We start from the raw sequence: 18,123 nt of genomic DNA on the forward strand, positions 1-18,123 counted from the left end.
GCCTTACGAGCCTTACGAGCCTTACGAGCCTTACGAGCCTTACGAGCCTTACGAGCCTTACGAGAAGAGTTTATCCTAAAATTAAGTTTCAAACAACGATTTCAAAGAAGATTTCAATTTAATCAAAGCTTTTGAATGAATTTGGGAAACACGGGATTCGGAAATACCCAACCTATTGGCTATTTCTTTTAAAATCAGATCGTCATAGTAATATAACCTGAGAATTTGTTTTTCCTTGTACTCTAAAGCTTCAATAGCATGAGACAAAATTACGAAATACTCCTTTTTTTCTGCCATTTTAAATCCGTCTTCGGCTTTTCCGTCAATTAAGCGCTCCACTAAATTAACGCCCAAAGAATCGTTATCGCGACATATCGTTTCGTTTAAAGAAATGATTACTATAGGTCGAACGGAAGAAAACCATGACAAAAGCTCATTTTCCGATATACCTAGATGTTCCGCCAAATCCTTATCGCTGGGCTCTCTACCCAATCTATCTCTTAAAATCTCCATACTCTTGGAAAGTTTGGTAGCTTTTTGATGAACGCTCCTCGGAACCCAATCGGATTTTCTTAATTCATCTATAACGGACGCTCTAATAATGAAACTGGCATAGTTTTCAAATTTTTTATTTCTAAGCAAATCGAATTTTTCTACGGCTTTTATGAGTCCGGAGACACCGTAAGAATATAAATCCCTGTGAGTTAAATGCGAAGGAAGAGCGGAAGCGATTTTTCCTACGGAATACTTAACTAAATAAAGATAATGATCTATTAACCTATCTCGATAATCCTGACTTCTGGTTTCATGATACCGTTTCCATAAATTTTCTATATCTTCTTTCGGACAAAATTCCATGAAAACTCCGTGATTTAAATTAGCACCGAATCCGATACGAGACCTAATTTTTTTAAATTGACCTCATCAGTAATTTCTCCGTAAGCCAAAACAGGAATATCCGGAAATCTACGATCCATCATTTTTCTCATTTCAGAGCGCACGGCAACACCAGTGACAACGATGTCCATAGACTCTTCCTCTTTCGGAGATTTTTTAAAAATCGTTTCTATTTCATTCAAAATTTTTTCCGATAGAAGAGGATTGATTCTGTCTGAAGCCTCAATCATTCTTTCAACGGAATTCTCCAAAACAACAGCTCTTAAATTTTTATATTCTCCTAAGACACTTTTCCCTACACAAGATCCTAAATGCCTTCTGACATATTCTGACATTTTTTCCGGCACGGGTTTCTCTTGAAACACGGTTAAAATTTCTAAGATCTTAGGGAGAAGGTTCAGAGAAATTCTTTCTTTTACGAGACACTTTAACAATATTTTTAAGCAATCTCTCGAAAATCTTTTTGGAATCAATTCATCAGTCAGGCAACCATATCGAGTACCGATATCTCTCAACAATTCTTCAACATACTCTCCGGTAATCAATTCGTGAGCAAAACAGTATAGCGATGACTCGAACGCTTCAAAAAAATCCTTCTTTTGGCAGTAAGACCCTGTCCGTAAATGTTTGCCGCAAATGGACAATTCCCAAGCATGAGAATCAATATCATCCGATCGTTCAAAACGCAATTTAGGAAAAGAAATTCCCAATTTTTTTTTTATACGTAAAACCGTTGATAAATACTTTTCCTTGATGTCTTTCATATCGGAAAGATTTTTTAGGGTAAGGACGACTTCTCCGAAGCTTTTTTCATTATTGCTCACTGAACACTGAAACCCTATGAGCAGAAATAAACAAGCCGCCGATAAAACCGGCAAACACGGCATTCCGGGTACGATGAGTAAAAATAAAACGGCAAAGGCACCTAATTTAAAAATATCCGAATATTTTTTCACCTGTGACAACATGTCATCAATAAAAGAAGTTTCTTTCCCTATTCTTGAAATTAAAGCCGCCCCCCCTAAAGAAGTAAAAATAAGCGGAATTTGTCCTACAATTCCGTCTCCTAAAATTAAAAACGAAAACTTTCTCCAAGAAATCCTATTTGAAGAAAGACCCGAATGAATAATGAGACCTAAAAAATCAACCAAAAGGATAATGACGTTAATGAGGGCATCACCTTTTATAAATTTAAAAGTGCCCTCCATAGAAGAATAAAAATCACTTTCCTGACGAATTTTTTCACGTCTCTTATTTGCTTGGTAAGACGAAATTTTTCCGGAAATAACCTCTGCATCCAAAGACATTTGATTACCGGGAAGAGATTCCAAAGAAAATCTCGATCTAACTTCAGCCATTCGTTCCGCACCCTTGGCAATCAAAATAAAGTTCATGACGAAAATAAGAAAAAATATGCAAAATCCCGAAATCAAACTTTCCGACACCATAAATTGTCCGAGAGCCATAATTACGGAGCTTCCATTCCCTTGCGATAGGATTAGTCTCGTTGACGAAAAATTAAGACCTACTCGCATTACTGTCAGATACAGAAAAAGGGAAGGGTATACGGTTAGCGAAGATATGTCTTTAATATGCAAACTAATCGCAAATAAGACTACGGATGCAGCTATGCTGAAGCATAACAATTGATCAAGGAGAAAAGGTGAAAGAGGAAAAAAAACCAGTCCCACCACACCGATCAATATTAAAGAAAAACATTTCTTCAAAATATTTCCTACTTGAAAACAACAGCCCGTCTATTACTACTAGATAAGAAAAAAAAATTTTAACCTCAACTGAAACTGAAACAATCGAGAAAAATCATTTTTACCTTGAGAGAAATAATCAATCCGATTAATATCTCCGTTGTTTTCGGAGTATAGCGCAGTCTGGTTAGCGCGGCTGCTTTGGGAGCAGTAGGTCGGGGGTTCGAATCCCTCTACTCCGATTACAATCCGATACTCGTAAATGTGCTTAAGTTAGTCAAAAAGAAGGTATTCATGAGTGAACTTATTATTGAAAACGATGACGAAGTATTGACATTCGAGCTTGAAGACGGAGCTGCAATTGCAGAATCTTGTGAAGAAGCCGGAGTCCCTTTTGCTTGTACTGAAGGGGTTTGCGGGACATGCGTCGTTGAGGTTGTGGAAGGTCAAGAAAATTTATCCGAATTTACTTCCGAAGAAAAGGATTTTCTCGGAGATTCCGAAAACGAAAGGTTAGCTTGCCAGTGTAAGATAAATCGCGGTTGCGTCAAGATCACTTTTTGAGTATTCACTTGCCCCAAGAACTTTCTATACTATACCGGCGGACTTTTAGTAATTTTTCGTTTCGATGTTTTGCGATGGCTTTTTAAATTCGGAATTTAAGTTCAGGACGAAATTTATAGTTAAGGTTGCTTGCCATTAGGTTTTTAAAATAAATGACTTCGAACGGGTTTCAACTTGATTTTTTCCGTTTGTGTCCCGCGAGTTTGTTCGTTTGGATAAGGCGAGATTAGATCTTAATACTTTCGATCCATTAAAAATGGACCAGAAATGCAATTGCGATTTCGGTTATTATTCCCCTTTTATATGGTTTTTCAGAAACGAGGTATCAATGGACGTATATGCACAGGAAGCCTATTGTTCGGCTGAACCGAAAAAAACTTTCGGAAGACGAAGGATGACTCGAGAAGTCTTTATCGGTCAAATTCCCGTCGGAGGAGTCAATCCGATCCGAATTCAATCAATGACTGCAACTCCCACCTCCGATGTTCAAGCTACGGTTAATCAGATTATCGAACTTGCCGATCAAGGATGTGAGATAGCCAGAGTAACGGTTCAAGGGATTAAAGAGAGTGCTTCTTGTGAGAAAATCAAAGATTCCCTTCTTGCCAAAGGGTATACCATACCTCTTGTTGCAGATATCCATTTTTTTCCGGCCGCTGCTCTTCACGTGGCGGATTTTGTCGAAAAAATCCGGATTAATCCCGGAAATTTCGTCGATAAAAGAAACATGTTTATGAAGATCAATGAGCAATACGACGAAAAACAGATCGTTAGAGATCTTGAAAAAATCGAGACTAAACTTTTTCCTCTCATCGAAAAATGTAAAAAATTCAATCGTTCCTTAAGAATCGGAGTCAATCACGGTTCTTTATCGGAAAGAATCATGCGTCAATACGGAGACACCGTCCGAGGGATGGTAGAATCCGCTCTTGAATTCACTTCCGTTTTCAGGAAGTATGGATTTCATAATCTTATATATTCCATGAAATCCAGTAATCCTCAAGTTATGATTGAAGCCTATCGCTTATTGGTAACGGAATTGGATAGTCGAGGATGGGATTATCCTTTACACCTTGGAGTTACTGAAGCAGGAGCCGGTCTTTCAGGCCGCATCAAATCATCGGTCGGTATAGGAACGCTCCTTGCCGAAGGATTAGGCGATACTATAAGAGTCTCCTTAACCGAACATCCGGTCAAGGAGATCATACCTTGCCAAAACCTTATTCAAATAACCGACGAATATTCCCGTCTTTCTGCGACAACCGTTATCAACCAAGGAGAGATTTCGACTGTCGACGATGAATTCGAAACGCTGCGTTACAGATTAGCTTTAAATATCTTTGATCATGAAATCGAGCAAGAAACCTTTTTTACGGATCTGGGACTTACGAATATAACGGTAGATTCATTACCTCTTCAATCTCCGGACATTGTTTTCATTAATCCGAGTTTAATAAATCATCCTAAAATCGAAATCCTTAAAAAAGCAGGCATGCTTGTCGTTCCGCAAACCGTTAAAAGCATCTCATCATCAAAAGAGACGGATAAAATCAATAGCCGAGATTACTACATACCCAATATTCAATTTCCCGATCTCAATTACTTTATTTTCGAACCGGGTTTTCCTAATATCGATAACACCGTTCTTTTCTTTTCTAAAAAGAAACATCTTAAAAACCAAGCCATAGTTAAAATTACCTATGATGAACAGGACAAAGAAAAGGCTGTGATAGCGGCAGGGACTGAATTCGGAGCACTTTTAAATGAAAATTTATGTTCGATAATTTTTCCGGATATTACTGTTCTTAATTTAGATGAAAGACGACTTTTAGGCTTGACTCTACTGCAAGCTACTAGAAAACGTTTATTTGCTACAGACTTTATTTCATGTCCGGGTTGCGGTAGGACCCTATTTGACATTCAAACAGTCACTGAGAGAATTCGTGAAAAGACTGACCATCTTGTAGGTTTAAAAATTGCCGTTATGGGTTGTATCGTGAATGGTCCGGGAGAAATGGCCGATGCGGATTTCGGCTATGTCGGATCAAAAGCCGGTAAGATAGATCTTTATGTTAAGCATACTTGCGTCAAACGTGATATTGATATGCATGAAGCGGATGAGGCTTTAATAAATTTGATTAAATCTCACGATCGATGGGTTGAACCCATTTCGAAAAACTAGAAATTGCAATTATGATTATGTCAGAAATTATTTCATATTTACCGGATCATCTCGAATTGCGATCGTACGGAGACATTAAGTTTTTAGTTTTTAAGGCTGCAAAAGACCTTCCCTTGGTTTACGGTTCTTTTTTACGACACGGAGGAGTAAGTAGTCCCCCTTATTCTTCTTTAAATGTCGGTAGACCGAAAGTCGATACCATTGAAAACACTCAAAACAATAGGCGATTATTATTAAAAGCCTTAGGTAAAGAACATTGTTCTTTTCTCAATCAAAGACACGGCACGGTACTTCACGAAACCGCAAAAGTCCAACAAACTTTAGTAAAACTCGGTGATGGATTATATACAAACGTTCCCGGAGCGGCTTTATTAATTCGTCATGCGGATTGTCAAGGGGCCGTTTTTTACGATCCGAAAACTCATTCATTAGCTAACATTCACTGCGGGTGGAGAGGACTTGTTGCCAATATTTACAAAGTTACGGTAAAAAAAATGCAAAAAAGATACGGTTCCTCTCCGAGTGATCTGAAGATCTTTATATCTCCGAGTTTAGGTCTTTGTCATGCAGAATATGATGAGTACAAAAAAATATTTCCTAAAGAATTTCAAAAATTCATATGCGAAAACGCTCACTTCGATCTTCTGAAAATCTCAGAAAATCAACTGATAAATCTAGGTGTTTTGAAATCGAATATCCATTGCGCCAATATTTGTACATATTGTCATCCGGAAGATTTTTTCTCTTTCAGAAGAGATCACGTATCGGCCAATAATGCTACTTTGGTTTATCTAAAATAAGTTCGACAACGCGTTTTTAAATCTCTAAGTCAAAGCTTGAAAGACAAGTAATTTTATAAGTCTTAAATAAGTGCCGTAAATTTTTCTATTCGTTCCTTGATCCTTATCAAAAATGATACGGCTTTCTCACTGTCTATAACCCTGTAATCGTAACTCAAAGCAACATACATCATATTGGCAATTACAATTTGATTATCGATAACAACCGGCCTCCGTTCTATTTTATGCATACCCAAAACACCTACTTGAAGAGGGTTCAAAATAGGTGTAGAAAACAAAGAACCGTAAACACCGGCATCAGTAATCATAAACCCTCTGTTACCCGAATCACCGAAAAATAATTTTCCGTTACGTGCTTTATCGGCAAGATCAGCCAATTGCGATTCAATGTCACCCTGAGAAAGCTTATCACATTCTTTGAGTAACGGCACCGACAATCCTTTATCGGTTTCGATAGCTACTCCTATATTATAAGATTTTCTATAAATGATATTGTTATCTTCGATATAGGCATTCAATTTTGGAAAATCCTTCAAAGCCTCCGTTACTGCTTTAATGAAAAACGACATATAATCAAGCTTAACACCAAAAGTTTTCAAAAACTTTTCGCCTTCGGTTCGTCTTAACAACATGACGGTTTCCATATTGATTTCATTGAATGTCGTTAACACAGTGGTAGTTTCTAAAGATTCAACTAACCTTTTGGCAACAGTTTTACTGACAGGCGTCATTTTTTCACAAGATTCGTTCTTTTCGGCAATATGTTTCTTTAAAAGAATAAAATTCTTTGCACAAGGAAGTCCTTCATTAATGACAGGAATTTTTATAATCTTGGCATCCATAGAATCCGGCTCGACGACATGTTCAACTACCCTCACCTCTTCGACAAGATCGTTGACAACTTCTTCGGCAATTTTCGAGCTTCCCGAATCCACCGTTCCGACAACGGTACCTACGATAACCGTATCACCCGCCTTGACGTTCCAATGTACCGTACCGTCACAAGGGGCATATACCGATTGATTAATATTTCCGCTTTTAAATTTCAATATTCCTTGGTTCTCTTTGATAAAACCGCCTTGAGGAACCATTAAAGAGGATATCGTCACATCCTTACCGGATTCCAATATTTGAGGAATGATTATTTCGAAAACCATTATCCGTAACCTTTGAATTAATATTTTTCCGTCTTGTATTCTTTTTGAAAAAGGTTCCCTTACGGCACTTAAAATCTTCGATTCTTTTAAAGAAAATTTATATTCAAATTCCATAAAAACTTGTTAACAGGGATATTTCAATACGTTCGTGAGAATATTGAACCGATCTCTATGAATATAACTTATATCGAAATCTTCGATCTCCGACTCAATGTCCATTCAATAAACCGAGACTCTTCTTTTTCAAAAAAAGCACCTTTATCCGGTCTATTTAAGTTGAAAAAAACTTTTCCGAAAAAACGGCACTCATTAATTCTCTATAATACGTTTCATATTCTTTTGGACTAAGATTGATTTAAGGGCGTTTCATCAAATTTCAAATATACTCTTTCAGGTTCCGATAATAACCGTTTCCGAATATATTTTTTAAAATCTTTTTTATACTTAAGACGGTTATCCCGGATGCAGGAAATAACCTCATGAAAAACAGTGTCTCTCGAAAAGAAATCAGAGATATTTTTGATAATCAAAGGAAAAATGAAATTTTAATCCGAGAAACAATGACGTCCTCTTCCATGGAGCCGTATAATCCATGTGAAGCAATTACAATTTTTGATTTTTCTTTTCTAATGAAATTGCTTTTCCATTCATCAGAAGATTTTTTAGATATCGAAAAGATTCCGAACAAACAATCTTCAAAAAAGTAGTTCCAAAATTTCGTTGACCATTTCTTGTTTTGCAACTTGTTGTATAAGTTTTCAATCCAAGTACTTTCTTCTAAATTTAGTTGCCTCCAAAAATCAAAATCCCTATGCTTGCGTTCTTAAAAATCCCTGATGCATTCGTATACACAGCAGGTTTCTCTATTTTCAAATATTGAAAAGAAATAGCTGAAAGGTTAGTTAAGTTGTTGTTCGGTTAATGACGACCGTTTCAAGCACCGCTGAGTTCTTTCGGTGTTTTTGTATGTTTGTCATTCGTAAAACTAACCGTGATCGGCAGAAAATTAATCGTAATCGAGCCAATCCGTAATAACTTTTAATGAAGGGCCATTTCAAATAGGAGGCGAAACAGGTAGCGGCCCGAAATTTCAATAAAGTCTTGTGCTGACATTGAAGTTAACCTCTTTCCCGAATATCTTATTTGGGCAAGTTCATCGTATTGATCTTATGAAAAGCGAACGTCTTAAAAAATTGGAATCCGAACTGAATGATTTGGAACAATGGATGAAATTGGGGTTGGTTCCTAAGAAAGAAATCGATAGACATCAAGAGGAGATTTCTCAACTGAAATTGAAAATCCTTGAAGAGCAGGAACGTTTGCAACTTCTGAAAGAAAACGGAGAAATCGAAGAATATGTGACTCCTAGAAGAAGTCCGGCTAAAACGGTATATCCCGAAGGTCCGAGCATATCCGATATGGAATTTCATGAACCTACGGAAACCGAAATTGATTTGGATGCGAGAGAAACGACGGAAATCGATTTAAGCGATGACGAAAAGGAAGAACATTCTTCGGAAAGTGACGGAAACGATTATGATGATGACGATCCGTTCAGTGACAGGAACAGATGGCGTCGTGGAGGAATTATGGATCCGGATGCCAATGAATGGTAAAAGATCTTTCGGTCTATGTTCATATTCCTTTTTGCCGAAGAAAATGCCACTATTGCAGCTTTTATACCGTTCCTTATAAAGAAGCATCGGTAGGCATTTATGCAGACGCTCTTTTAAAAGAATGGGAATATAAAAAATCTCTAACGGATTTCGATTTTAAAATCGTTTCTCTTTTTTTCGGAGGAGGAACACCTGCTCTTTTACCGGCAGGATATTTTGAAAAAATCATCCGAACGATAGGTGCCAATAAGGACACGGAAATAACGTTGGAGGCTAATCCGGAAGATTTAACTCCTGTTCACCTACAAGAATTAAAGAATTGCGGGATTTCAAGATTAAGTATAGGGGTACAAACTTTCCGCAATCCGATTCTGAAAATACTCGGTCGTGAACACACGGACTTGACCTCTGAATCGGCCATTATTCAAGCTTTCGAAGCCGATTTTCGAAACATATCGATAGATATGATCTATGGCCTTCCTCATCAAACGCAAAATGATTGGAAGGAAGATCTTATGAAGGCCGTTTCTCTGCCTTTAAATCATATTTCGATTTACAATCTGACTATAGATCCTCATACAGTTTTTTACAAATATCGACGGATGATCGAACCGCACATCATTTCCGACGAGGAGCAAAAAAAAATGCTCAACTATACTTCCGAAGTTATGAACAGCCATCGCTTAAAAAGATACGAAATCGCTTCTTATGCATTTCCCGGCTATGCTTCCATACACAATTTGGGCTATTGGACAGGACGAGATTTTATAGGACTTGGTGTTTCCGCTTCACAATATCTAAATGGTGTTCGCTCTCAAAACATCGATCGATTTTCCAAATATATTCGCGGAGCCGCCAACCGATCAATACCTCAAATCGTGAACGAAAAATTATCGCTCAAGGAACGAGAAAAAGAATCCTTATCTTTACAATTACGCATTATAGAAGGAATTCCGTTAAACAGTATTACCCCTACTTTTTTAAATTCCATTCTTCATTCCGTAGAGCTAAAACCTTTTTTGGAAATTACGGACAACCATCTTAAATTGAACTTACTCGGATTATTATTTCACGATACGGTCGCTGGTGAAATCATGTCATTATAAAAATGATTTTTAATTAATTTAATTAAAATATATTACAAAAATAAATTAAGTTTAATTAAATGGTTTTTTATGAATGATGAAACAATTAAATATCTATATAACGAATGTAGAAAAAAAATTAAGAATCTCCTTATCGGTTTGACGACCGTCAAAAAAAAATCCCTACAAATTTATAAAAATTCGTTAGGAACCCCTATAAAATTTTATGAAAAAATCTCCGCTCAATCGTGGAAGCGAGGAATTCGTAATATACGAAGTATCATTCAAAAATTTTTACAGCTTTCTGCAGGTCCATCTCTGGAAATAAATAATACCGATATTTCAACTAATGCCGTCATCCGAATGAACGGCAATAAAATAATCAATGTCGGTAACCCCGTAAATCTGACGGACGCAGTAAATCTCAAATATCTAAACGATAATTATGTAGCTTTAGGAGATCCTTCAGGGACGTCGGGATATTTAAAAGTCACCGGAGGAACGATGACCGGAAATTTAAATATGGGAGGAAATTCAATTATCAATCTGGCAACTCCTACGGATGCCCAAACGAATTATGCAGCCAATGTAGCTTATGTTTTATCGAAAACAAATTCCTTGGGAACCTTATATACCCCATTATCAGCCGAATTAGCGACCAATACCACCGCTCTTGAAGGATTAAGTAATGTTCTTTCTCCGGATGATCCTTTGAATTCCGCTTATCTTTGGGTTACCGGCGGAACTATGATAGGTAATATCAACATGAATAATCATACGATTACAGGTCTTCCCGAAACTCTTACAGACCCTTCGGAAGCCGTCTCGTTGAAATACTTAAACAATAACTATCTAGCTCTATCCGGAGGGACGATGACAGGAGTGATAGATATGAGTTCCAACTCTATCACTAATATTGCCACTCCATCATCCGCTAATACCGCAAACGCAGCAAACGTAGAATTCGTATTTCAAAGATTGCTGTTTAAAACCAATACCGCTAAAGGAGCCTCATCGGCCGTAGGTCTGTCACAATCAATGGCCGCAGGAGAAAAATTCAATTGGACATGGGTAAATACTCCTTCTCTACAAACACCGAATCAATCACTATTCTTCAATACCGTACCCTCAGGCCTTTCGTTGGAATTATTACAAAGAGCTTTATATATTTTATCTTGGACTGTAACTTTTACCGGTAATGTTTCATCTAATTTTATTCTTAATTATACGAACCCCGGCGCTTCTATCACGAACCAAACCATAGGATATTATCCGGTTTCCACCGGAAGAATAGCTCAACTATTTTGCCAAATTCCGATTGAAACTCCGCCGCAAGCCGGAGCATTACCGATTCTTGAAATCACATCCTCAAGCGCAGTCACGCTCAATACTATCGCCTGGCAAATATGTGCCTGTAATATTTCCTAAAAAGCAGGAAACACCTTCCGGTGTCCCACTTTTCCGGAATCGTATTATAAATCCCCGGGTAATCGAGAAAGCTGCCACCCCGTTTGTTTTACGGTTCCGGCATTATTAAGAACCAGTTCCAAGTAAGGACCGGCAACAACGAAATTTTCGTTAATCGGAATAATCGAAGACAAATAAGCAGCCTTACCTTGGTTCAGACTAAAAATTCCCACCGTGATCCTATCCGCTCCCAAACGAACGTTTAATAAACTTCGGTCATCGGAAACTATCGTTGCAGCAACATATTCAATAAAAAAAGTCAGTATGTAGACTCCTGCTTTATAAATACGAATTCTATCGACACTGCTTCCGGTTGTGCTTTTACCTAAAGAAAAATAAGTAGAAGCATCCGAGGAAGTAAAAGCGGCACTTCCTGTCATTTTCCAATCATATAAACTACCTGAGGTTATCAAAGAAGTAACGGGAGATGGATTGTATATAATATAAGGAGCTTTCGTGTTGTTTCTCGTATCATCCAAAGCATCGATAACATCTTGAACGGTTACGCCAAATTTTTTATCCGCAAAAGAAGCTATATTTCCTACACTTTTCATATTGTCAATGCCATGACCGGACATCTTCAAATCACCCATTAAGGCAGTTCCGGCTAAAAGCGCCTTTCCGCTGAGATTACTTCGAATAACAGGAGACGTATCATCAACGGCTTCCGGTAAATTAATTAATAAATTTTCCGAAGCCATAGTTATCGTTCCTTCCATGGTACCCCCGCTCAAAGGCAAAAGTTGACAAGTCGTTCCCGGATTCAAACCTAGGACGTTTTGCATTTGCTTGATCTTAGTATCAGCATCGGAAAGAAAAGTAGTGGTATTTTGTACGATTTGAAAATAATTTTGAAACCCGGAAGAGGTCGCTTCTACTGAAGAAACCGCTAAATTAACCGTCGAGACGGGAAGATCCGTAATACTTTTATTTCCGATATTGATGTCTCCCACCATCATACTACCGCTTAATTTAACAAAAGGAGAAACAAAACCGGGGGTTGCAATAGGTAACCTGGTTTTAGCATCTTCCGCTCTGGTTAGATCTTCCGGATCGGAAGGAATTCCTAAACCGGAAAGCACATTTCCGGATAAATTCCATGTTGCTCCCAACGAAATTAAAGTAGAATCTATTTCCAATTTAAAACTCATAATTCATCCTTTTTATTTAAATAAAATGCAAATTAAATAATTATCGTTTAAATAAAAGCAAAATTAAATAAATAATGGAACTTTTTATGAAAAAAAATAAAAGGAAACGATTGTCTAAAATCGTCGTTACCAAATCGGCTTCCGTTTTACCCTCACCTTTGGCATCTTCAAGCCAATTTAATATTTCGCCTACGGAAATTTCTTCGAATATTCCTATTAACATGAGTAACCAACGAATAAGAAATGTTGCTAATCCCACAGATCCGACTGACGCGGTCAATGCCAAATATTTATCGGATAATTACGTGAAAATAGGAGATTCTTCCGATAAAGCTCTATTCCTCAGTTTGTCGGGAGGAGTCATGCGAGGTCCTATTAATATGAATAATCAAACTTTAAGCAATCTTCCGACACCGATTAATACAAATTTGAGTCAAGCCGCTAATGTAAATTATGTTAATCAACAAGTTGATCCCATAAAACAAAATGTTACCTCTTTTGAGACCTTAATTACGAATCAACAACAAGAAATAACCGTTATCGAAACTGCATTAGGGTTGTTGCCTTCTACGGAATCATTGTTCCTGAAAAAAACCGGAGGAACAATGAAAGGAACGATCGATATGAGTAACAATTTTATAACGAATCTGGCAACTCCTACGGACACCGATTTAACATCAGGAGCCAATGTTCAATATGTAATCAATAATAGAAATGCTCTACAAGCCGCCGTAAATAATAATACCACTACGCTGAATACATTAACCGGAAAAGTATCGGGAATCGAAAACGTATTAGGACTATCTCTGGGCTCATTTACCTCATTTTTAAAAACTTCAGGAGGAACGATGACAGGGCCGATAAATATGGGAAATCAAACTATAACTAACCTCGTAACTCCCAATGCAACAGATCCGAGCCAAGCAGCCAATGTAGATTTCGTAATCAAAAATTCTCCTATTACAAGGACTTTGATCACGGCTATTAAACAAGCACCTTCAGGCGGAAGTACAGTATGGAACGTCGGTAATTACAATTATACATGGGCTTCCAATGCTTACATCCAATCCGACGATGCCGATAAATATTTCTCGATATCAGGCGTGAATCTGATCGCAGTCGTCGATTCGATTTGGCTCTATTGGAATTGTACGACCGTTTCCCCGGTATCTACTACAATTACAGTAAAAAGAGACGGGGTCGATTATTATCCGGTACTGTTTTCGAATACTTCCAATTTATCAATACAATGCTTTATGAGACGAAGTAGCTCTGCTTCAACGGCAAACGTTTGGATCTCTACGAACACAACCGTTAACATTCAGAGTTCATCTTGGGGCATCATGAAAATTTAAAACTTTTTCTCTCAAATTAAATTCTAAAATCCTCGAACTAAAATAGTAACGAGGATTATGTACATTCAAACTCCATAGATACCGTCTGTCGGAAAATAAGTCAATGCAAGAGAAACCCAACTCATAGAAGCATTGAAATCACTAACTAATTTTATGTTATTCGGTATACTTGTTGTCTTGACATATTTTGGAGAAAAAATCGTAAATGAATTTTCGTTAACGACTTTCGTATGAGTCATCGTAGTATCTATACCGTTATCCGTAATCACCATTCTTATCGTACCTGTAACCGGAGAGACACACCTAACCACAATCGCAATTATATAAGTACCTTGAACCAACAAGGAAAAATATCTGCTATCATCCGCGGTGGGTCTCGTAGCATTCGATTCAAAAGAGAACAACTTGCTATCTATGAAGATTTCGTTTCTCACAAAACACCCAGGCTTAAGTACAATGAACGGCATAGGCGCCCCAGAAATTATATCGGGATACCCTCCGGCAACATAGGAGACATAATAAAAACCTGTCGGGGCATCCCAAGACTCAAGCCCGTAATTCATGACAAAATCAGTCGTAACCGCATTTGTCAGATCTGTTTCTTTAGGTGTTTGAAGATTGGTTATAATATGATTTCCCATATCTATTGATCCGGTCATGGTTCCTCCCGATAAATACAGAAATTTAGACGTAGAAGGAGAAGGTATACCTACCTCGGGCTCTATGGAGTCGATTTTAGTTCCCAGAGCCGTAGTACCGTTAATCAATTCATTAAGTCCGGTCGGAACATCAGTTTTAATAAATTCAACGTTTACCAATTGGGAAAGATCGTTATCGGTAGGAGTCTTCAAATTAATAAGCTTGTTATTATTCATATCTATATTCGGACGAGGATTTGTTCCCGACGGATCCAATGCGTTCATGCTCCCCCCTAACAGAGGCATTAATGCGGAATCGGAATAATCAATCTCAGAAGAACCGATTACATAGATGATATCGGTTATCGCTGTGTTTAAATTAGTCATATCGGTATTCAAATCGGAAAACGGATCATTGATGTCTTTAACGGCTTGATTCACGAAGCCCACGGAAGCTACCATATCTAAGGGCTGATCTACCGTAGGAACTCCATTAATCACGAATTCATCCATATCAACCGCCCCCGTTAAGGTACTTCCCAATAACGAGACAAAGTTCACTTCTGCCCCACTTTGACCCGGTCTTAAAATATCTCTAAGTTCATCAAGAATCACCAAATCTTGAGGCTGTTCGGATCGTAATAGAGAAAATATTTTTTCTCCGTTAAGATTCAATATCTTACGCATAATAACATCGGTAATGCCGACATTCAAAGCCGCTGTAGTTAAGGGATAAGAAGGAACAGCGACTGTTCCTAAAACAAATTTATTTTGTTTTTTCATTATAAAAAACCTTTAAAAAGAATTTAAAGATTTAGATAAGACATATATGTATAAATAACAACTTTATTTTATTTTAAAAATAAAAACGGTAGGATGTTTTTTTAATCTATTTACTATATCTTGTAAATTTCTCAATTTCCATACCGAAACGGATGCCGTGGAAACGAACTGATCAGGACTACTCAAATCACAGGCAACACTAAGGATCGTATTTTCATGAAGAGTATTAACTAAAGATAAAAACGTGTGTTCGTTTCTATAAGGCGTTTCTATAAAAACGAAAGTCTCCATCAAACATCCTCCCTTAGGAGATCCGGACTGACACTGTTTAATTAATTTTTCTCGTGATTTAGAATCTTTCGGAAAATATCCCATAAAAGAGAAACGCTGGCAATATAGCCCGGACAACATAAGAGCCGTCGTTAAAGAACAAGGACCGGATAAAGACTTAACGATGATTTTACGTTCATAGGCTCTTGCCACGAGGCCGCTACCGGGATCGGCTATACAAGGAAGACCTGCATCCGATACAAATCCCCAATTCTCTCCTGCCGTGATAGGATCAAGAAAAAAATCATACTCTGAAGGACGTTTGATTTTTTTGTCTAAAACGGCAATAGGAAATTTTCCGGCTCGAGCAATCCTACATAATTTTAAAAAGGACATACCTCCCGAAAAACTTTCGGCTATGAGTCCATCCAAACTATCCGTAACCGCAACCAATTCACCGGGAAGTTCACTTAAACAGGTGTGTCCCAAACTATTAGGCAATAAAATTAAACTCATGAGGTTAACCTAAACGTCAAAGATTCCATAACTACTAACGGCAATTTAAAACCGCTTTTTAAATTTTCTTCCGCATAAAACAAATGAGTAAGGGCCTTCTTTAAAGAAGGAAGGCCATATCCTTTAAAAAGATGTATACGTTTATCTTGAAAATTTTTTTCATCCAACAAACGAATCCCAAATAACATTTGATTACGGAGAAAAGCAATAATACCTAAAGGATCTTCATACTTATCCATCAGTAAGTAATTTAATATAAAAAGACTTGTAGAAAGTTTTCTTTTAAGAATAGAGTCCCTGAAATCCCAAATTCCTTTTCGATTCGTTTCCGTAAATAACAATCTAAGATCCGTTTTTTCCAATTTCTTTTTAACGCCTAAAAAACAAACCAGCTTTTCTAATTCCTTAAGCAAAGATAATCTATCCATGCCATATCCGGATGACATGAACTCTTTCAACACCTCTTCGGTTGTTTCCACGCCCTGACTTTTTAAAAATTTCCGAAAAAATAGGAGAACTCGTTTATCTCTGTCATAAGGTTTTTCGGTAAAAAGATCCAAAAAAACACCTTTTTCGGTATAACGAATAAAATCGTCATATAATTCTTTCTTGGATACGAAAATCAAAAGACGTATATAGGGATTCGGATTGCCTAAATAAGACATGACCATCTCATTTACGGAATGGGATAACGAATCCGCTTTATAGATCACTATATTCCTATTCGATGCGAAAAGACCGTAATTTTCGGTTTCACTTAAAAAACGCTCGTCAGTCAAATTTTCCCCATCCAGAGATAAGAAATTGTCCTGAAAAAGTAGATTGCCGATAAAAAATCTATCTTCATCGCAAATAGAGAGTACGACCGTTACTTCGGAAGATTGCGACTGAAAAAAAGATAAAAAAGAACCGAAGTCAAAAAAAATTCGATCGTTCATAAAAATTCCGTTTTATTCCAGGCAATAAGCTCGGAAATATAAAGCGAGAAAGGATACTTTATCCAGTTCAAAGTAACAATCGTACAAAAAAAAACGGCAAAATAATAAGTTTTGCCGTTATTTGAAAACTCAAACGATTAAATAAAAATTATTTACCGATTAAGCTCATCAAATGTCTTTTCCAATTTTCAGCCGTTCTGACTTTATTTCCGGAATGATGTTTTCCGGTAGTACGATGAGTTTTGGAATTACAAGTCTTGGAAGAAGATTTACCAACTCCCTTATTACAACACGGTTTATTGGATGACGAAGCATTATGCATAGATAATTTAGTTTGAACCCTTTTAGAAGATTTATGAGAAATAGATTTTTTCGCTGCCTTTTTATGAGAACATGCTTTCACTGCAACTTTTTTAGCAGGAACCTTTACGACTCTTTTAGTTATGGCTTTTTTAGCAACGCTTTTTCTGACGACTTTTTTAGCCGAAGCGACTTTTCTAACGGGAGCCTTTTTGACAGAAATCTTTTTAATGACTTTCTTAGCTACAGTTTTTTTAGCAACGCTTTTTCTGACGACTTTTTTAGCCGAAGCGATTTTTCTAACAGGAGCCTTTTTAGCAGAAGTCTTTTTAACAACTCTCTTAGCTACGGCCTTTTTAGCAACGCTTTTTCTGACGACTTTTTTAGCCGAAGCGACTTTTCTAACAGGAGCCTTTTTGGTGGGAGTCTTTTTAACGACTCTTTTAACTACGGCTTTTTTAATGATCTTTTTAGCCGTAACTTTCTTTACCGCTCTTTTAGCAACCTTCTTAGTATCAGATTTTTTATCCGATAATTTTCTGGAAGGGCTTTTTTTCTTCCGAATTTCCAGCATTGTTTTTCTAACCTCTAATTAACCGGTGAATACTTATTTGGTTAATCGACACGAATAAGAAAAAACTTTAGAGAAAATACAAAAAACTAAAAAAAAAAAATTAAAATAAAAGAAAAAATAGATA

Annotated in this window: 16 protein-coding genes and 1 tRNA gene; 9 read left to right on the top strand and 8 right to left on the bottom strand. The window is 37.1% G+C overall.

What is annotated here, in order from left to right:
- Window positions 1-81 precede the first annotated feature (81 nt).
- Window positions 82-858, bottom strand: coding sequence for a FliA/WhiG family RNA polymerase sigma factor (locus RSA43_01250; protein ID MEG2495915.1), 777 nt, complete (start codon window positions 856-858; stop codon window positions 82-84).
- 14 nt (window positions 859-872) lie between these two features.
- Window positions 873-2,624 (bottom strand): FHIPEP family type III secretion protein, encoded by a 1,752-nt coding sequence (locus RSA43_01255; GenBank protein ID MEG2495916.1) that lies wholly within the window; start codon window positions 2,622-2,624, stop codon window positions 873-875.
- Window positions 2,625-2,770: 146 nt separating this feature from the next.
- Here RSA43_01255 and RSA43_01260 point away from each other — a divergent pair.
- The 4 genes from RSA43_01260 to pgeF all read left to right on the top strand — a co-directional run bounded on the left by RSA43_01260 (window position 2,771) and on the right by pgeF (window position 6,149).
- Window positions 2,771-2,845 (top strand) — tRNA-Pro (locus RSA43_01260).
- Window positions 2,846-2,897: 52 nt separating this feature from the next.
- Complete coding sequence (locus RSA43_01265) at window positions 2,898-3,167, top strand: 2Fe-2S iron-sulfur cluster-binding protein (protein ID MEG2495917.1); 270 nt, start codon at window positions 2,898-2,900, stop codon at window positions 3,165-3,167.
- A 328-nt stretch (window positions 3,168-3,495) separates the two neighbouring features.
- A complete protein-coding gene (gene ispG / locus RSA43_01270; protein ID MEG2495918.1) occupies window positions 3,496-5,349 on the top strand; it encodes a (E)-4-hydroxy-3-methylbut-2-enyl-diphosphate synthase in 1,854 nt (617 codons plus the stop codon).
- Between the two features lie 11 nt (window positions 5,350-5,360).
- The gene (gene pgeF / locus RSA43_01275) at window positions 5,361-6,149 is read left to right on the top strand and encodes a peptidoglycan editing factor PgeF (GenBank protein MEG2495919.1); all 789 of its coding nucleotides are present in this window, start codon (window positions 5,361-5,363) and stop codon (window positions 6,147-6,149) included.
- A 62-nt stretch (window positions 6,150-6,211) separates the two neighbouring features.
- Here the strand turns inward: pgeF and RSA43_01280 are convergent, their stop codons facing one another.
- Complete coding sequence (locus RSA43_01280) at window positions 6,212-7,420, bottom strand: 2-oxo acid dehydrogenase subunit E2 (protein MEG2495920.1); 1,209 nt, start codon at window positions 7,418-7,420, stop codon at window positions 6,212-6,214.
- A 365-nt stretch (window positions 7,421-7,785) separates the two neighbouring features.
- On the opposite strand from RSA43_01280, the gene RSA43_01285 reads away from it, so the two are divergent.
- The 4 genes from RSA43_01285 to RSA43_01300 all read left to right on the top strand — a co-directional run bounded on the left by RSA43_01285 (window position 7,786) and on the right by RSA43_01300 (window position 11,435).
- Window positions 7,786-8,013, top strand: a complete 228-nt coding sequence (locus tag RSA43_01285; GenBank protein ID MEG2495921.1) for a hypothetical protein — start codon at window positions 7,786-7,788, stop codon at window positions 8,011-8,013.
- 462 nt (window positions 8,014-8,475) lie between these two features.
- Window positions 8,476-8,922 (top strand): hypothetical protein, encoded by a 447-nt coding sequence (locus RSA43_01290; protein MEG2495922.1) that lies wholly within the window; start codon window positions 8,476-8,478, stop codon window positions 8,920-8,922.
- On the top strand, window positions 8,916-10,028 hold the full coding sequence (gene hemW, locus RSA43_01295) for a radical SAM family heme chaperone HemW (protein ID MEG2495923.1): 1,113 nt from the start codon (window positions 8,916-8,918) through the stop codon (window positions 10,026-10,028). Before RSA43_01290 ends, hemW begins: the two co-directional genes overlap by 7 nt.
- A 69-nt stretch (window positions 10,029-10,097) precedes the next feature.
- Window positions 10,098-11,435: a hypothetical protein gene (locus RSA43_01300; GenBank protein ID MEG2495924.1), complete on the top strand. Its 1,338-nt coding sequence runs from the start codon at window positions 10,098-10,100 to the stop codon at window positions 11,433-11,435.
- Between the two features lie 44 nt (window positions 11,436-11,479).
- Here RSA43_01300 and RSA43_01305 read toward each other — a convergent pair whose 3' ends face one another.
- On the bottom strand, window positions 11,480-12,625 hold the full coding sequence (locus RSA43_01305; protein ID MEG2495925.1) for a hypothetical protein: 1,146 nt from the start codon (window positions 12,623-12,625) through the stop codon (window positions 11,480-11,482).
- 86 nt (window positions 12,626-12,711) lie between these two features.
- On the opposite strand from RSA43_01305, the gene RSA43_01310 reads away from it, so the two are divergent.
- Window positions 12,712-13,980, top strand: coding sequence for a hypothetical protein (locus tag RSA43_01310; protein MEG2495926.1), 1,269 nt, complete (start codon window positions 12,712-12,714; stop codon window positions 13,978-13,980).
- A 65-nt stretch (window positions 13,981-14,045) separates the two neighbouring features.
- On the opposite strand, the gene RSA43_01315 is transcribed toward RSA43_01310, so the two are convergent.
- The 4 genes from RSA43_01315 to RSA43_01330 form a co-directional block, all read right to left on the bottom strand.
- Window positions 14,046-15,401 carry a hypothetical protein gene (locus RSA43_01315; GenBank protein ID MEG2495927.1) on the bottom strand — a complete coding sequence of 452 codons (1,356 nt, stop codon included), beginning with the start codon at window positions 15,399-15,401 and terminating at the stop codon, window positions 14,046-14,048.
- A 63-nt stretch (window positions 15,402-15,464) separates the two neighbouring features.
- Complete coding sequence (locus RSA43_01320) at window positions 15,465-16,187, bottom strand: SAM-dependent methyltransferase (protein ID MEG2495928.1); 723 nt, start codon at window positions 16,185-16,187, stop codon at window positions 15,465-15,467.
- The gene (locus RSA43_01325; GenBank protein ID MEG2495929.1) at window positions 16,184-17,125 is read right to left on the bottom strand and encodes a hypothetical protein; all 942 of its coding nucleotides are present in this window, start codon (window positions 17,123-17,125) and stop codon (window positions 16,184-16,186) included. The genes RSA43_01320 and RSA43_01325 overlap by 4 nt, the downstream gene beginning before the upstream one ends.
- 148 nt (window positions 17,126-17,273) lie before the next feature.
- Entirely contained in the window at window positions 17,274-17,999 is a 726-nt protein-coding gene (locus tag RSA43_01330) for a histone H1-like repetitive region-containing protein (protein MEG2495930.1), read from the bottom strand.
- Window positions 18,000-18,123 lie beyond the last annotated feature (124 nt).

This window comes from Victivallaceae bacterium, from assembly GCA_036659455.1.
In the GTDB taxonomy this organism is placed as follows: domain Bacteria; phylum Chlamydiota; class Chlamydiia; order Chlamydiales; family Chlamydiaceae; genus JAVXCN01.

Bases quoted from the DNA above. Each gene is read 5' to 3' on its own strand.
- RSA43_01325 (MEG2495929.1), bottom strand. From the start codon at position 17,125: ATGAACGATCGAATTTTTTTTGACTTCGGTTCTTTTTTATCTTTTTTT.
- RSA43_01300 (MEG2495924.1), top strand. From the start codon at position 10,098: ATGAATGATGAAACAATTAAATATCTATATAACGAATGTAGAAAAAAA.
- RSA43_01330 (MEG2495930.1), bottom strand. From the start codon at position 17,999: ATGCTGGAAATTCGGAAGAAAAAAAGCCCTTCCAGAAAATTATCGGAT.
- RSA43_01320 (MEG2495928.1), bottom strand. From the start codon at position 16,187: ATGAGTTTAATTTTATTGCCTAATAGTTTGGGACACACCTGTTTAAGT.
- RSA43_01315 (MEG2495927.1), bottom strand. From the start codon at position 15,401: ATGAAAAAACAAAATAAATTTGTTTTAGGAACAGTCGCTGTTCCTTCT.
- RSA43_01305 (MEG2495925.1), bottom strand. From the start codon at position 12,625: ATGAGTTTTAAATTGGAAATAGATTCTACTTTAATTTCGTTGGGAGCA.
- pgeF (MEG2495919.1), top strand. From the start codon at position 5,361: ATGATTATGTCAGAAATTATTTCATATTTACCGGATCATCTCGAATTG.
- hemW (MEG2495923.1), top strand. From the start codon at position 8,916: ATGGTAAAAGATCTTTCGGTCTATGTTCATATTCCTTTTTGCCGAAGA.
- RSA43_01265 (MEG2495917.1), top strand. From the start codon at position 2,898: ATGAGTGAACTTATTATTGAAAACGATGACGAAGTATTGACATTCGAG.
- RSA43_01290 (MEG2495922.1), top strand. From the start codon at position 8,476: ATGAAAAGCGAACGTCTTAAAAAATTGGAATCCGAACTGAATGATTTG.
- ispG (MEG2495918.1), top strand. From the start codon at position 3,496: ATGGACGTATATGCACAGGAAGCCTATTGTTCGGCTGAACCGAAAAAA.
- RSA43_01310 (MEG2495926.1), top strand. From the start codon at position 12,712: ATGAAAAAAAATAAAAGGAAACGATTGTCTAAAATCGTCGTTACCAAA.
- RSA43_01285 (MEG2495921.1), top strand. From the start codon at position 7,786: ATGAAAAACAGTGTCTCTCGAAAAGAAATCAGAGATATTTTTGATAAT.
- RSA43_01250 (MEG2495915.1), bottom strand. From the start codon at position 858: ATGGAATTTTGTCCGAAAGAAGATATAGAAAATTTATGGAAACGGTAT.
- RSA43_01280 (MEG2495920.1), bottom strand. From the start codon at position 7,420: ATGGAATTTGAATATAAATTTTCTTTAAAAGAATCGAAGATTTTAAGT.